Origin of the sequence: Streptomyces sp. Z26 (genome assembly GCF_003665095.1) — a bacterium.
GTDB lineage: Bacteria > Actinomycetota > Actinomycetes > Streptomycetales > Streptomycetaceae > Streptomyces > Streptomyces phytohabitans.
In genome coordinates, this window is record NZ_RCHV01000002.1 from 3,676,493 (window position 1) to 3,691,349 (window position 14,857).

Here is a 14,857-nt window from a genome sequence, read left to right on the forward strand (position 1 = left end):
GCGCCCCGGCGTGAACGCGCGGTGGGCGCCACAATGGTTCCGTGACCCACCCGTTCCCCCTTCCCGAGCCCACGCCCGAGGCCGCCGACCGGCTCCGCGCCGCGCTGCTCGACGCCCGTTTCACCGCCGACGGCCTGCTGGACCTGCTCGGCGCCCCCGCCTACGCGGCCCTCTCCCGCAGCGAGACCGTGCCCGCGTCGCGCGCCACCCGCGGCGGCGGTCCGCTCGCGACGCTCGTCCGGCTGTTCCTGCTCCGGCAGCCCGTCAGCGCTGAGCAGGCGTACGCCGCGCTCCCGGGCGAGGAGGCCCTGGCGGACGGCTGGCTGGTCCGCGTCGAGCAGACGGGGGACGAGACGCGGGCGCGGGTGCCGTACGGCGCCGACGTGCCCGACGCCGTACGCGCCACCGTCGACATCCGCCCGTACAGCGGCCCCGCGGGCCAGGACTGGTGGATCGTCTCCGACCTCGGCCGAGCCGTGGGCGGCGCGGCGGGCGCCGGACGCGCCGGGGGCCCCGCGCCCGAACTCCCCGACCCGGGCGCCGACGTGGTCCTCGGCGTCGGCGGCGCCTCCACCACCCTGGCGGGCCTCACCGTCCGCGGGCCGGTCGCCCGCGCCCTCGACCTCGGAACGGGCTCCGGCATCCAGGCGCTGCACGCTGCCCAGCACGCCGCCCACGTCGTCGCCACCGACCTCAACCCGCGCGCCCTGCGCATGACCCGGCTCACGCTCGCGCTCTCCGGCGCCGCCCCCGCGGACCTGCGGGAGGGCTCCCTCTTCGAACCGGTCGCGGACGAGGGGCCGTTCGACCTGATCGTCTCCAACCCGCCGTTCGTCATCTCGCCCGCGCGCGGCGCCGAGGACCGCCTCACGTACCGCGACGGCGGCATGAGCGGCGACGACCTCTGCCGCACGCTCGTCGAGCGGGCCGCCGACCACCTGGCCGACGGCGGCTACTGCCAGCTCCTCGCCAACTGGGAGCACCGCGAGGGCGAGGACTGGCGCGACCGTGTCACCTCCTGGGTGCCGCCGGGCTGCGACGCGTGGATCGTGCAGCGCGAGGTGCAGGACGTCGCGCAGTACGCGGAGTTGTGGCTGCGCGACGCCGGGGACCACGTGGGCGGGGAACACGCCGACGGCCCGGAGGGGTACGCGGTGCGGTACGGCGCGTGGCTGGACGAGTTCGAGGCGCGCGGTACGACGGCGGTCGGCTTTGGCTGGATCACGGTGCGCGCGACGTCCGCCGAGACGCCGTCCGTCATCGCGGAGGAGTGGCCGCACCCGGTTGAGCAGCCGCTCGGCGACGTCGTACGCGCCCACTTCGACCGGCAGGACTTCCTGCGCGGCACCGACGACGCCGCGCTCCTCTCCTGGCACTTCCGGCTCGCTGACGAGGTCGTACAGGAACAGGTCGGGCTGCCCGGCGCCGAGGACCCGGAGCACGTGGTGCTGCGGCAGCACCGGGGGATGCGGCGCGCCACGAAGGTCGACACCGTCGGCGCGGGCTTCGCCGGGGTGTGCGACGGGTCACTTCCGGCGGGGCGGATTCTGGACGCGATCGCGCAGCTGCTGGGGGAGGACCCCGTACGGCTGCGGGACAGTACGCCGGAGCAGATCCGGGAGCTGGTCGCGCAGGGCTTCCTGCTGCCGGTGCCCGAGCCGTCCTGACGGTCGTCCCGCCGGGCGTCCGGACCCGTGCGCCGGGGGAGTGCGGGAGCGCGCGCCGGGGGCGGGTGGCGCTCCGGCAGCCTCGCGTTCATCCGGAGTTGGGACGGGCGCCCGCACCGCGTGTGAGGCTGCGCCCATGGACAGTGGACCCGCGGTGTTCGCCGGGGCGGTCTTCACCGCGTTCGGCGCCGGACTGATGCTGTGGACGGGCGCCCGCGCGGCGCGCGGCCTGCCCGTGGCGGAGGGCGTACGGCAGTCCACGGCCACCGTGGTCGGCGGCTGCTTCGGGCTGGCCACGGGCCTCGCGGGCCTCTGGACGCTGCTGTCGGGCTGACGCGCTGCGGGCACATCGGGCGGCAGGAAACTCGGATGTCGGGTTACCGTTCGAGTGGCGTTGCGGACTTTTCCCGTTTGACATGGGGGCGGGAGGTACGGTCACACTCCGCAGCGACACCGAAGCCGATCCGGAGAGAAGAGCGAAGTTGTCCCCGACCAGCGAGACCTCGAACGGCGGGCGTCGGCTCGTGATCGTGGAGTCGGCCGTCAAGGCCAAGACGATCAAGGGCTACCTCGGGCCCGGCTACTTTGTCGAGGCCAGCGTGGGGCACATCCGAGACCTCCCGAACGGCGCCGCCGAGGTGCCCGCCAAGTACAAGGGTGAGCCCTGGGCCCGGCTCGGCGTGAACGTCGACCACGACTTCGAACCGCTCTACGTCGTCAACAGCGACAAGAAGGACCAGGTCAAGAAGCTCAAGTCGCTTCTCGCCGAGTCCGACGAACTCCTCCTCGCCACCGATGAGGACCGCGAGGGCGAGGCCATCGCCTGGCATCTGCGCGAGGTCCTCAAGCCCAAGGTGCCGGTGCGCCGGATGGTCTTCCACGAGATCACCAAGCACGCCATCCAGGAGGCCGTCAACAACCCGCGCGACCTCGACCAGAAGCTCGTCGACGCCCAGGAGACCCGCCGCATCCTCGACCGCCTCTACGGCTACGAGGTCTCGCCGGTCCTGTGGAAGAAGGTCATGCCGCGCCTGTCGGCGGGCCGCGTGCAGTCCGTCGCGACCCGGCTCGTCGTCGAGCGGGAGCGGGAGCGGATGGCGTTCCGCACCGCCGAGTACTGGGACCTGACCGGCACCTTCGCCACGGGACGTACGGGCGACGCCTCCGACCCCGGCACCCTCGGCGCGCGACTGACCGCCGTGGACGGCCGCCGGGTCGCGCAGGGCCGCGACTTCGGGCCGGACGGGCAGCTGAAGTCCGGCAGTGTGGACGCCCGCGTGCTGCACGTGGACGAGGCCACCGCCCGGGGGCTCGCGGACGGGCTGCGGGACAGCGCGTTCGCGGTGCGCTCGGTGGAGTCGAAGCCGTACCGCCGCTCGCCGTACCCGCCGTTCCGTACGACGACCCTCCAGCAGGAGGCGAGCCGCAAGCTCGGCTTCGGCGCGAAGGCGACGATGCAGGTGGCGCAGAAGCTGTACGAGAACGGCTTCATCACCTACATGCGTACGGACTCCACGACCCTCTCCGACACCGCCGTCACGGCCGCCCGCGCGCAGGTCACGCAGCTCTACGGCGCGGACTACCTGCCGAGCAGCCCGCGTACGTACAGCTCCAAGGTGAAGAACGCGCAGGAGGCGCACGAGGCGATCCGCCCCTCCGGCGACCGCTTCCGCACGCCCGCCGAGACCGGGCTGACGGGCGAGCGCTTCAAGCTGTACGAGCTGATCTGGAAGCGGACCGTCGCCTCCCAGATGAAGGACGCCGTCGGCCAGTCCGTCACCGTGAAGGTCGGCGGGCGGAGCGCGGACGGGCGGGACGCGGAGTTCAGCGCCACCGGCAAGATCATCACGTTCCACGGGTTCCTCAAGGCGTACGTCGAGGGCGCCGACGACCCGAACGCGGAGCTGGACGACCGCGAGCGGCGGCTGCCGCAGGTCGCCGAGGGCGACCCGCTGACCGTCGCGGAGCTGACCGCCGACGGGCACTCGACGAAGCCGCCCGCCCGGTTCACCGAGGCGACGCTGGTCAAGGAGCTGGAGGAGCGGGCGATCGGCCGCCCCTCCACGTACGCCTCGATCATCGGCACCATCCTCGACCGGCGCTACGTCTTCAAGAAGGGCACCGCCCTCGTCCCGTCGTTCCTCTCCTTCGCCGTCGTCGGACTGCTGGAGAAGCACTTCGGGCGGCTCGTGGACTACGACTTCACCGCCAAGATGGAGGACGACCTCGACCAGATCGCGGCGGGCGAGGCCGAGTCCGTGCCCTGGCTGCGGCGCTTCTACTTCGGCGAGGGCGGCCCCGAGGGCGCGGCGGCCTCCGCCGCGTCGGCGGCCGGCACCGCGGCCGACTCCGGCAACGGCGACGGGGACCACCTCGGCGGCCTCAAGGAGCTGGTCTCCGACCTGGGCGCCATCGACGCCCGCGGGGTCTCGTCGTTCCCCGTCGGCGGCGGGATCATGCTGCGCGTCGGGCGCTACGGCCCGTACGTGGAGAAGCCGTCGGAGAACCCGGACGAGCCCGGCCAGCGCGCCGACGTGCCGGACGACCTGCCGCCGGACGAGCTGAGCGTGGCGTACGCGGAGGAGCTGCTCGCCAAGCCGAGCGGCGACTTCGAGCTGGGCACCGACCCGGAGACGGGGCGGCCGATCGTCGCCAAGGACGGGCGCTACGGCCCGTACGTCACCGAGGTGCTGCCCGAGGGGACGCCGAAGACGGGGAAGAACGCGGTCAAGCCGCGTACCGCCTCCCTCTTCAAGTCGATGTCCCTCGATTCGGTGACGTTGGCCGAGGCGTTGAAACTGCTGTCGCTGCCCCGCGTGGTCGGTGTCGACCCCGAGTCGGGCACCGAGATCACCGCGCAGAACGGGCGCTACGGGCCGTACCTCAAGAAGGGCACCGACTCGCGCTCCCTCGGCGAGGAGGAGCAGCTGTTCACCGTCACGCTGGAGGAGGCGCAGGCCCTCTACGCGCAGCCGAAGCAGCGCGGCCGGGCCGCCGCCAAGCCGCCGCTGAAGGAGCTGGGCAACGACCCGGAGAGCGGCAAGCCGGTGGTCGTGAAGGACGGGCGCTTCGGCCCGTACGTCACGGACGGCGAGACGAACGCCACACTGCGCCGGGACGACGAGGTCGAGACGATCACCGCGGAGCGCGGGTTCGAGCTGCTGGCGGACAAGCGCGCCAAGGGCCCGGTGAAGAAGAAGGCGACCGCGAAGAAGGCGCCCGCCAAGAAGGCACCGGCGAAGAAAGCCCCGGCCAAGAAGGCCGCGGCGAAGAAGACGACCGCCAAGAAGACGGCGGCGAAGACCGCGGCGAAGAAGGCCCCCGCGAAGAAGGCGGCGGCCGAGAAGGCCCCCGGGGCCGACTAGCCGCACGGCTGCCGTACGGGTCCACGCGGTCCCCGTGAGGCCACTCGCGTACGTGAGGCGCCGCCCAAATGTTCGGGCGGCGCCTCACGCTGTCGGCGGCTCCCGATACGCTGACGGAATGACGCGTGCAGAGCAGCCAACAGGCGTGGCCCCGGCCGGGCCCGCCGCAGACGACGCACTGGCCGCCGAGTCCCGCGAGCACGCCGTGCGCGCACTCCTGCGTCACGCACCGCTGCGGCGACTGTGGAGTGCCCAGTTCACCGGCGGGATCGGTGATGTCCTCTCCGTTCTCGTGCTGTTGCTCCTCGCGCTCCAGGCGGCCGTCGTCGTACCCCTCTCCGGCGGCCCCGAGGTCCTGGGCGGCGGATACCGGGGCGTGGCCTTCGCCGTGGCCGCGGTCTTCGGCGTACGACTGCTGGCCACGGCCCTCTTCGGCGCGGCGCTGCTCGGGCCCCTCGCGGCGCTGACGGCGCCCGGCGGCGCGCTCGACCGGCGCTGGACCATGATCGGCGCCGACGCGTTCCGTTCCGTCGCGCTGATCATCGCCCCGCTGTGGATCGACTGGACGCCGGACCACGCGTACGCCGCGGTCCTCGTCACCGTCTTCGTCACCGGCGTCGCGGAGCGCCTCTGGACCGTCGCCAAGGACAGCGCCGCACCGGCGCTCCTCCCGGCGCCGCCGCTGGAGGGCGCGGCCGTCCGGCCGCTCCCCGACCACCGGGAGGCGCTGCGCCGCCTGTCGGTCCGTACGGGCTTCCTGACGTTCCCGATCGCCGCCGCCGCGCTCGTCGCGGTGACCCTGGTGGGGAATCTCCTGGGGTCCGGCATCGACTGGTTCGCCGACCACCAGGCGGCCCTCGGGTCGTACGTGGCGGCCGGGCTGTTCGCCGGTTCGCTCTCCGTCCTGTACTTCCTGGAGCTGCCCGACACCGAGACGCGGCGCCCCCGTTCGCCGCTGGAGGGCCTGCGCCGCCCGAAGAAGGGCGACGCGCCCGACAAGGGCCGCACCGGCGCCGTACCGCTGCTCGTCCTCGCGTGCGCCGCGACCGCCGGGGCGATCGCGGCGGCCGTCGCGCTGGCCCCGTTCCAGACGGCCGACCTCGGCGGCGGCCCGGTGACGTTCGGCCTGCTGGTGCTCGGCCTGACGGGCGGCACGGTCGCGGGCATCCGGCTCGCCCCCCGTACGTTCCCCGCGCTGTCCCGGCGCCGACTGCTCGCCGTCGCCCTGGCCGTCACCGGCATCGCGCTGCTCGCCACCGGGCTCACGCCCGACACGGCGACGGTGATCGGCCTGTCGTTCCTCTCCGGCCTCGCCGCCGGTGTCGCCGCCCACACCGGGCACACGCTCCTCGACCAGGAGGTCGAGGAGTTCCGGCGGGCGCGTACGACCGAGCACCTGCACGCCGTCGTCGGCCTCGCGCTCGGCGTGAGCGCCGTCGTCGCCCCCGTGCTGGCCGGTCTCATCGGCCCGCACCGGATGGAGAACGGCGACTTCGTCTTCGACCACGGCGGCGGCGCCTTCGCGCTGATGCTGGTCGGCGCGCTGCTGCTGCCGGTCGCGGCGCTCGTCCTCGGGCGTACGGACGACCGGCAGGGCGTCCCGCTGCGTACGGACCTCAAGGCCGCGCTGAGCGGCTCCGGTTCCGGCGCCGGGGACACCGCGCAGGCGACCGCCGCGAACGGTTTCTTCATCGCCGTCGAGGGCGGCGACGGCGCGGGCAAGTCGACGCAGGCGGAAGTCCTCGCCGAGTGGATCAGGAACAAGGGCCACGAGGTCGTCGTCACCCGCGAGCCGGGCGCGACGCCGATCGGCAAGCGGCTCCGTTCGATACTCCTCGACGTCTCGTCGGCCGGGCTGTCCGACCGCGCCGAAGCCCTGCTGTACGCCGCCGACCGCGCCGAGCACATCGACTCGGTGGTGCGTCCGGCGCTGGAGCGCGGCGCCGTCGTCATCTCCGACCGCTACATCGACTCCTCCGTCGCCTACCAGGGCGCCGGACGCGAACTGTCCCCGACGGAGATCGCCCGGATCTCCCGCTGGGCGACGGACGGGCTCGTACCGCACCTCACGGTCCTGCTCGACATCTCGCCGGAGACGGCGCGCGAGCGTTTCACCGAGGCGCCGGACCGGCTGGAGTCCGAGTCGACCGCGTTCCACCAGCGGGTCCGGTCCGGGTTCCTCACCCTGGCCGCCGCCGACCCGGCGCGCTACCTGATCGTGGACGCCGGGCAGGAGACCGAGGCGGTCACCACCGTCGTACGGCACCGGCTCGACCAGCTGCTCCCCCTCTCCGAGGCCGAGATCAAGGCGGTCGAGGAAGCCCGTAAGGCCGCCGAGGAGGAGGCCCGCCGCAAGGCCGAGGAGGAGGCCGCGCGCAAGGCGGAGGAGGAGCGCCTGGAGCGCGAGCGGCAGGAGCAGATCGAGCGCCTGCGCCGCGAGGAGCAGGAACGCAAGCGCCGCGAGGAGGAGTTGGAGCGCCAGCGCGAGGAGGCCCGCAAGGCCGAGGAGGCGCGCCAGCGTGCCGAGGAGGCGCGGCGCGTGGCCGAGGAGGAGCGGCAGCGGCGCGAGGCCGAGGAGCAGGCCCGGCAGGACGAGCAGGACCGGCTGCGGCGGCTCGCGGAGGAGCAGCAGCGGCTCCGCAAGGAGGCCGAGGAGCGCCGCCTGGAGAAGCAGCGCAAGGCCGAGGAGGCCCTGCTGCGCGCGGAGCAGGCGCGGGCCGCCGAGGCGGCTACGCGGCAGGAGGCGCAGGGCGGCCGACAGGGTGGCGAGCAGGGCGGCGACAACGAGTCGACGACCCAACTGCCCATCTACGGCGAGGGCGTTCAGCAGGTCGGTACGGAGCAGGTGCCCGACGCCGCCTCCGGCACCGGCCCCGCCCGTGGCCACGGGCACGACCTGCCGGACGACTCGGCGCAGACCGTCCAGATCCCGCAGATGGACCCGTCCGAGCAGAGCCCGTCCGAGCGGACGCAGAGTCAGCCGCGCCCGGACGCCCCGGGGCAGGCCCCGGCTGCGGGCGCCGACCCGGACGGGCAGGAGACGACGCAGCTGCCCAGCTTCGGCGGGCCCGGCGGCGCGCTCGGCGCCCCCGGCGCCGCCCCGGTCGCCCCGGAGGAGGAGACGACGGTCATGCCCGCCGTCGACCCCGGCGCGGCCGCCGCTCCCGGGGCGCCGGGCGGCGCCCCGGAGGAGCTGGCGCGTACTGCCGAACTGCCGCAGGTGCCGGAGGCGGACGCGGCACCCCGCCCCCGTCCCCGCCCCGACTGGGCGGAGGAGACCCCGCTCGACGACATGCCGACGCTCGCCGACGAACTGCTCGGCCCGCACGGCGACGGCTCGTGGGACGACGACCGGGACGGCGGCGACCGTACGGGCGGGCGCGGGCGCGGCCGCAGGTCCTGACGGCGGGAGGAGGGGCGGGCACCGTACGGACGACGTACGGGTGCCCGCCCCTCCGGCGTACCGCCCCGGTACGCCTCGTACGGAGCGGCGCGGATTGTCAGTGGCGTCGCGGACAATGGGGACGTTGCCCGCACCGCCGCGCGGCAGCCGTGTGACGTCAGGAGAGCCATGGCCGTATGGGACGACCTGGTCGGTCAGGAGCGGGTGACCGTCCAGCTGACCGCCGCCGCGCGGGACGCCGACGCGTACGTCACCGCGGCCGCCGCGGGCGAGCCGCCCGTCCTGAGCGGCTCCGCGATGACGCACGCGTGGCTGTTCATCGGCCCGCCCGGATCGGGCCGCGCCACGGCGGCCCGCGCCTTCGCCGCGGCGCTCCAGTGCGTCAGCCCGGACCGGGCACTGGGCGGCGAGCCCGGCTGCGGGTTCTGCGAGGGCTGCCACACGGCGCTGATCGGCACGCACGCGGACGTCGAGGTGGTCCGTACGGACCTGCTCACCATCGGCGTCAAGGAGACCCGCGACCTGGTCCGCCGCGCGCAGCTGGCGCCCGCCGTCGGCCGCTGGCAGGTGATCGTCCTGGAGGACGCCGACCGCCTGACGGAGGGCGCGGCGAACGTCCTGCTGAAGGCCGTCGAGGAGCCCGCACCCCGTACGGTGTGGCTGCTCTGCGCGCCGTCCACCGAGGACGTGCTGCCCACGATCCGTTCGCGCTGCCGCACGCTCGGCCTGCGTACGCCCCCGGTGGAGGCCGTCGCGGACGTGCTCGTCCGCCGCGACGGCATCGAGCCGGACCGCGCCGCCGTCGCCGCCCGCGCCACCCAGGGCCACATCGACCGCGCCCGCCGCCTCGCCACGGACGAACGGGCACGGGCGCGCCGTTCCGCCGTGCTGCGGCTGCCGCAGCGGGTCGCGGACGTCGGGGAGGCGCTGAAGGCGGCGCAGGAGCTGGTCGACGCGGCGGCGGAGGACGCCAAGCAGGTCGGCGAGGAGCGCGACGCCAAGGAGACGGAGGAGCTGCGGGCCGCCCTCGGCGCCGCCGAGGGCAAGCGCCTGCCACGGGGCACGGCGGGCGCGATGAAGGAGCTGGAGGACCGGCAGAAGAGACGCGCGACGCGTACGCAGCGCGACTCGCTGGACCTCGCCCTCACCGACCTGACGGCGTTCTACCGGGACGTGCTGGCACGCCAGTTGGGCTCACCGGTCGCGATGGCCAACGAGGACGTGCGGGACGCCGTCGAGCAGATCGCGGCCCGTTCCCGCCCCGAGCACAGCCTCCGCCGGATCGAGGCGATCCTCGGCTGCCGCGACGCCCTCGACCGGAACGTGGCGCCGCTGCTCGCCGTCGAGGCGATGGCGATGTCGCTGCGCGAGGGGTGAGCCCGCCGCGGGCTACGCTCGACGGACCGTCCCGCGCCCCGAGGACCGCCGTACGGCCACGGGGCTCCGGGGACCGCCGTACAGCCACGGAGGGGTACCGCCCGTCATGCGCTCTCTGACCACCCGCCGTCTGCTCCGCTCCTCGTCGGCCGCCTGCCTGGCCGCCGTACTGCTGATGGCGGGCTGCTCCGGCGACTCCGACGGGGGTGAGGACTCCGCGAGCAGCCCCGCCCCCAGCCCCACCCGCGAGCCGGGCGGCGACGCCCCGCCGCTGGAGCCGCTGCCGGAGGGTACGCCCGCGGCGCTGAAGCCGTACTACGAGCAGCGGCTGAAGTGGCGCGAGTGCGGCACCATCGGCTTCGAGTGCACGACCCTGAAGGTGCCGCTGGACTACGGGAAGCCGGACGCCGAGGCCGAGTTGAAGCTCGCGGTCTCCCGCAAGAAGGCGACCGGGGACGGCGGGGAGAAGCGGCTCGGCTCCCTGATGGTCAACCCGGGCGGACCGGGTGGCTCCGCGATCGAGTACCTCCAGCAGGCCGCCGCCGTCGGCTTCCCCGCCGAGGTACGCGAGCGGTACGACGTCGTCGGCATGGACCCGCGCGGCGTGGCCCGCAGCGAACCGGTCGAATGCCTCTCCGACCGCGAGATGGACCGGTTCGTCACCACCGACCAGACACCGGACGACACGAAGGAGGCCGACGCGCTCGTCGCCGCGTACGAGGACTTCGCGGAGGGCTGCGAGCAGCGTTCCAGCGGCCTGCTCGGCCACGTCTCGACGGTGGAGGCGGCGCGCGACATGGACGTGCTGCGGGCGGCGCTCGGCGACGACAAGGTGTCGTACTACGGCGCGTCGTACGGCACGTTCCTCGGCGCCACGTACGCCGGGCTCTACCCCCGGCGCACCGGCCGCCTCGTCCTCGACGGCGCCCTCGACCCGTCGCTCTCCTCCCGCGACGTCAACCGCGAGCAGACGGGCGGCTTCGAGACCGCGTTCCGCGCCTTCGCCGAGGACTGCGTCAAGCAGTCCGACTGCCCGCTGGGCCGGAAGAGCGCGCGGGACGCGGGAGAGCGGCTCAGCGCCTTCTTCGAGAAGACCGACGCGAAGCCCGTGGCGACGGGCAGCTCCCGCGAGCTGACGGAGTCGCTGGCGACGACGGGCGTGGCGCAGGCGATGTACAGCGACGTGCTGTGGCCCGAGCTGCGTACCGCCCTGGGCGCGGCCATGAAGGGCAAGGGCAAGGACCTGCTGGCGCTCTCCGACGCGTACTACGAGCGGGACGCGGACGGCTCGTACGCCAACATCATGTACGCCAACCCCGCCGTCAACTGCCTCGACCTGCCACCGGCGTTCGCCGGGCCCGAGGACGTGGAGAAGCACGTGGGGTCGTTCGAGAAGGCGTCCCCGGTCTTCGGCCGGGGCTTCGCGTGGGCGTCGCTCAACTGCGCGTACTGGCCCACCAAGGCCACCGGTGAACAGCACTGCATCGAGGCGAAGGGCGCCCCACCGATCGTCGTCGTCGGCACCACGCGCGACCCGGCCACCCCGTACGCCTGGTCGCAGGGACTGGCGGGCCAACTGTCCTCGGGCCGCCTGCTCACCCGGGACGGCGACGGGCACACGGCGTTCATGCAGGGCAGCCAGTGCGTGGACGGCGCCGTCGCCGACTACCTGGTGAACGGCAAGGCACCGGAGGACGGCGAGCGCTGCACGTGAGACGCCGTACGCCCGCCCCCGGACCCCGACCCGCACCCGGGTCGGGGCACCCCCGGAAACCCTGTAGACTTGCTGCCGCTGCTCCAGCCACCATGGCGAGCGCGCAGCGTGCCGCCTTAGCTCAGTTGGCCAGAGCAACGCACTCGTAATGCGTAGGTCTCGGGTTCGAATCCCGAAGGCGGCTCACGAAATGCCTGGTCACAGGCCGTTTGTGTCACTGCCCGGTGGGTCTACCCGCCGGGCAGTACGTATTTAGTACACACCGCTTTTCGCTCTTGCTCACGCGGCGATAGCCATAGGCGCGGCGCTGACCTCGTCCTCTTCCCGCTCTTGCTGGGGCTCGTCGGCACGGCGCTCACGCAGCCCGGCGAGGAGGCCGCCGAACTTCGAGAGGACTTGGCGCCGCTCCAACAGGAGTTGGCGCCCCTCTTCGAGGCGGTCCGCCACCTCGTCGAGCCGGTCCGGCCAGAGGTGGCCGTACAGGTCGAGCGTCATGACGGCGGACTTGTGGCCCATCATCGTCTGCACGACCTTCACGTCCGCGCCGGCCGCGATGGCGAGCGACGCGGCGGTGTGCCGCAGCTCGTGCGGCGTGATCCCGGGGTCGCCGAGTCCGGCCGCCGTCACGGCCCCTGTCGAATACCCGCATGCGGAAGTTGCATTGCTGCGGCGGCCCGCTCCAATCGCGCCGCACACCGAGCCGGGGGCGTCGCCCGTGCCGAGGTGAAACGCGGCCGTGCTGACGTGGTGGTGTCCCTCGTCGCCCGCCCACGGCAGCATGCCGTGGGCGGGGCGCAGTTCTGGTTCGGCGAGATCACTCGTCGGAGTCGTCGACTTCGTCGTTGTCCTCGTCGTCAGCATCGTTCTTGCCAGGCTTCTTGGTCTCCGGGACCTGATCAGTGACTCCGTCGGGACGGTAGTAGCGCCGGGCACTGGGATAGGTCGAAGGACCGTCGTCGTACATGATCACCCAGCCGAGCAAGGCACAGATCTGCCACTTTTCGTCCAGGTGCTGAGCCACGAATCGAAACGCCTCGTCTACGGTCATCTCCACATCGGGGACGGTGACCATCTTCGCCTTGAAAGCAGCCGAGGGCTTGAAGCGAAAGAGGAACGGTATGCCGCGCTTGATCTCCCAAAGCACCGAGTGCAGCGACTGCACGCCAGGCGTCTGGCCCTTCACCTTGCGCGACAGGTCAACGGGAAACGCAAGATCAAAATGATTTGCCTTGATCTTGGTTCGATCTCGATTTCGCCCCGGATCGTTGTTGCCGAACCCGCGATTGTTCCAGACGACCTTCCCGGTCTTGAGGTGCTCTTTGATGAGCATCTTTTCCGGGGATACCGAAGAGAGATCCTCTTCGACGAACAAGCACTTGAACGACATCTCCTCGATGGAGATACCTTCCCTCCCGGACAATTTGTAGAGATGATTTCCGAGGCGCTCGGGGAGTGGCTCGTCGGCCTTTCCGACATAAGTGAGTTGGCGTTCTTCGCCGGGCTCCTGGCGGAAGAGTTGGTACACCCCGGCCATACTGGGAAGCCCGAGTTTCTCGGCCTGAGGGGCGAGGGCGTCCAGGTTCTCCCGTGTGAGGGGTGCGGGCTCTAGGCGGGCCAGGGCGGCGTACAACTGCTTACTCAGGGCCTCAGTGATGCTGAGGCGGAACTGATCGCTGAACCCATCGGCCATGTGGCACCCGTCCCCTATGTAGCTCCTGGTCGCGGCCACCTTATCTGGTGGTCCTGGGGGACACGCGAGGCAAGTTGCGGGAGATGTCTTCATGATCACAAACTCCGCGGTACGCTTCTCTCATGTCTGAGCTGCCCGAAGAACGCCAAGAGGTAGGGACGTGTGTCGAGCTGTTCGCCGGCGGCGGTGGGCTCGCCATGGCCGTACACGCGGCGGGCTTCCGTCCGCTCCTGGTGAATGAGTACGCCAAGCGGGCCTGTGAGTCGCTGAGCAACACCCCGCCGGACCCCGCCGAACCTGAAAAGCGTTGGCCCCTCGTGCCGGGCGACGTGCGGGACGTCGACTACGCGGACCACGTCAACGAGGAGGTCGACATCCTCGCGGGTGGACCGCCGTGTCAGCCGTTCAGTCTGGGCGGCGTCCACAAGGGCATGGAAGACGAGCGGAATATGTTTCCCGAGATGTTCCGTGCGATTCGGGAGCTCAAGCCCAAGGCGGTCATCTGCGAGAATGTACGAGGTCTTCTCCGCCCGTCCTTCAGGCCGTACTTTGGCTACATTCTGAATGAAATGCGTTTGCCGTTCGAGAAGCGAGACAAGGAAGCGACGTGGGAAGACCACAACGAAATCCTTGAGAAGCTGATCGCCAACGACACCGTTGACCCGTCGAAGCGCTATGTCGTGAAGGAGCTGGAGGTCAACGCGGCCGACTACGGCGTACCGCAAATCCGGAACCGAGTGATCATCGTCGCGTTCCGCGCCGACCTGGATGTCAACTGGGGCGAGTTCATGCCCAAGCAGACGCACTCCTACGAATCACTCATCCACTCCATGCGAGAAGGCGGACCCTACTGGACCGAGCGGCACAAGAACGTGGCCGCCGAAGTCCGCAAGCGCGTAATCGCCAACCTTCCTGAGCTCGACCACGAGGACCCGAAGGTCAAGGAGAAGCTCAAGCTGGCGCCGTGGCGCACACTGCGCGATGCCATCGCGGGAATCGACGAGAACGAGGGCAAGCCGCTTCCGTACGTCACGGAGGCAGCGGTCAAGGACAAGCTCGAAGTGGGCGGTATCCCTGATCACATCGGGTGGCCTGGAGCTCGTACGTACGCCGGGCACACCCCGAACGTGCTGGACCGGCCCGCGAAGACCGTGAAGGCGGGCGTGCACGGTGTGCCCGGCGGCGAATCCGTCATGCAGCTCGACGAGGTCGACTTCGTCAACGAGGGGGGCGGAACCGGGTACCGATACATGACCGTTCGGGAGACCGCGCGAGTCATGACGTTCCCGGACCATGTGGTCCTCGACGGGCCGAGGGGCGAGAAGATGAGGCAGTTGGGTAACGCCGTACCGGTGAAGCTCGGTGCGGTCTTCGCCAAGGCCGTCGCCGAAGCGCTGAAGTCCGTAGGGGCTCTGAAGGACCCGGAGAAGCGGAAGTGACTGAGGCCGCGCACGATCGGCAGAGGCGTTGGAAGGACCGAATGCCTCCCGATCGGGCGTGGAAGCCCCGTGTGGGGATGACTAGGGAATCCCGAGCGGCGGAACAGGACCGAGCCGCCGGCGGCCGCCACACGCGCGCTGTCGACGTTGGCGGTGGGCGATACGCGCGCGCCTCGATCGCGTTGCGCCTGTACCGCAGCAC

At 72.0% G+C, this 14,857-nt stretch carries 8 protein-coding genes, 1 tRNA gene and 1 pseudogene; 8 read left to right on the plus strand and 2 right to left on the minus strand.

The genetic code is table 11. The features are described from left to right. The first annotated feature begins 41 nt into the window (after nt 1-41). The 7 genes from D7M15_RS16560 (at nt 42) to D7M15_RS16590 (ending at nt 11,710) form a co-directional block, all read left to right on the plus strand. Nucleotides 42-1,667, plus strand: coding sequence for a methyltransferase (locus D7M15_RS16560; RefSeq protein ID WP_121518226.1), 1,626 nt, complete (start codon nt 42-44; stop codon nt 1,665-1,667). Nucleotides 1,668-1,803: 136 nt separating this feature from the next. Beyond that, nucleotides 1,804-2,001: a hypothetical protein gene (locus tag D7M15_RS16565; protein ID WP_121518227.1), complete on the plus strand. Its 198-nt coding sequence runs from the start codon at nt 1,804-1,806 to the stop codon at nt 1,999-2,001. Between the two features lie 148 nt (nt 2,002-2,149). After that, nucleotides 2,150-5,032, plus strand: coding sequence for a type I DNA topoisomerase (topA, locus tag D7M15_RS16570; RefSeq protein WP_121518228.1), 2,883 nt, complete (start codon nt 2,150-2,152; stop codon nt 5,030-5,032). A 118-nt stretch (nt 5,033-5,150) separates the two neighbouring features. Then, entirely contained in the window at nt 5,151-8,435 is a 3,285-nt protein-coding gene (gene tmk, locus D7M15_RS16575) for a dTMP kinase (RefSeq protein WP_121518229.1), read from the plus strand. 168 nt (nt 8,436-8,603) lie between these two features. Then, entirely contained in the window at nt 8,604-9,812 is a 1,209-nt protein-coding gene (locus D7M15_RS16580) for a DNA polymerase III subunit delta' (protein WP_121518230.1), read from the plus strand. A 106-nt stretch (nt 9,813-9,918) separates the two neighbouring features. After that, nucleotides 9,919-11,526, plus strand: a complete 1,608-nt coding sequence (locus D7M15_RS16585; protein ID WP_121518231.1) for an alpha/beta hydrolase — start codon at nt 9,919-9,921, stop codon at nt 11,524-11,526. Nucleotides 11,527-11,636: 110 nt separating this feature from the next. Then, nucleotides 11,637-11,710: transfer RNA gene (locus tag D7M15_RS16590), tRNA-Thr, on the plus strand. A 95-nt stretch (nt 11,711-11,805) separates the two neighbouring features. Here D7M15_RS16590 and D7M15_RS16595 read toward each other — a convergent pair. Beyond that, nucleotides 11,806-12,202 (minus strand): annotated as a pseudogene (locus D7M15_RS16595) (tyrosine-type recombinase/integrase); the annotation flags it as partial. A gap of 138 nt (nt 12,203-12,340) precedes the next feature. After that, nucleotides 12,341-13,216, minus strand: a complete 876-nt coding sequence (locus tag D7M15_RS16600) for a GIY-YIG nuclease family protein (protein ID WP_127201766.1) — start codon at nt 13,214-13,216, stop codon at nt 12,341-12,343. 122 nt (nt 13,217-13,338) lie between these two features. On the opposite strand from D7M15_RS16600, the gene dcm reads away from it, so the two are divergent. After that, a complete protein-coding gene (gene dcm, locus D7M15_RS16605; protein WP_121518234.1) occupies nt 13,339-14,655 on the plus strand; it encodes a DNA (cytosine-5-)-methyltransferase in 1,317 nt (438 codons plus the stop codon). The last annotated feature ends 202 nt before the right edge of the window (nt 14,656-14,857 follow it).

Bases quoted from the DNA above. Each gene is read 5' to 3' on its own strand.
- D7M15_RS16565 (WP_121518227.1), top strand. From the start codon at position 1,804: ATGGACAGTGGACCCGCGGTGTTCGCCGGGGCGGTCTTCACCGCGTTC.
- tmk (WP_121518229.1), top strand. From the start codon at position 5,151: ATGACGCGTGCAGAGCAGCCAACAGGCGTGGCCCCGGCCGGGCCCGCC.
- D7M15_RS16580 (WP_121518230.1), top strand. From the start codon at position 8,604: ATGGCCGTATGGGACGACCTGGTCGGTCAGGAGCGGGTGACCGTCCAG.
- D7M15_RS16585 (WP_121518231.1), top strand. From the start codon at position 9,919: ATGCGCTCTCTGACCACCCGCCGTCTGCTCCGCTCCTCGTCGGCCGCC.
- D7M15_RS16600 (WP_127201766.1), bottom strand. From the start codon at position 13,216: ATGGCCGATGGGTTCAGCGATCAGTTCCGCCTCAGCATCACTGAGGCC.
- dcm (WP_121518234.1), top strand. From the start codon at position 13,339: ATGTCTGAGCTGCCCGAAGAACGCCAAGAGGTAGGGACGTGTGTCGAG.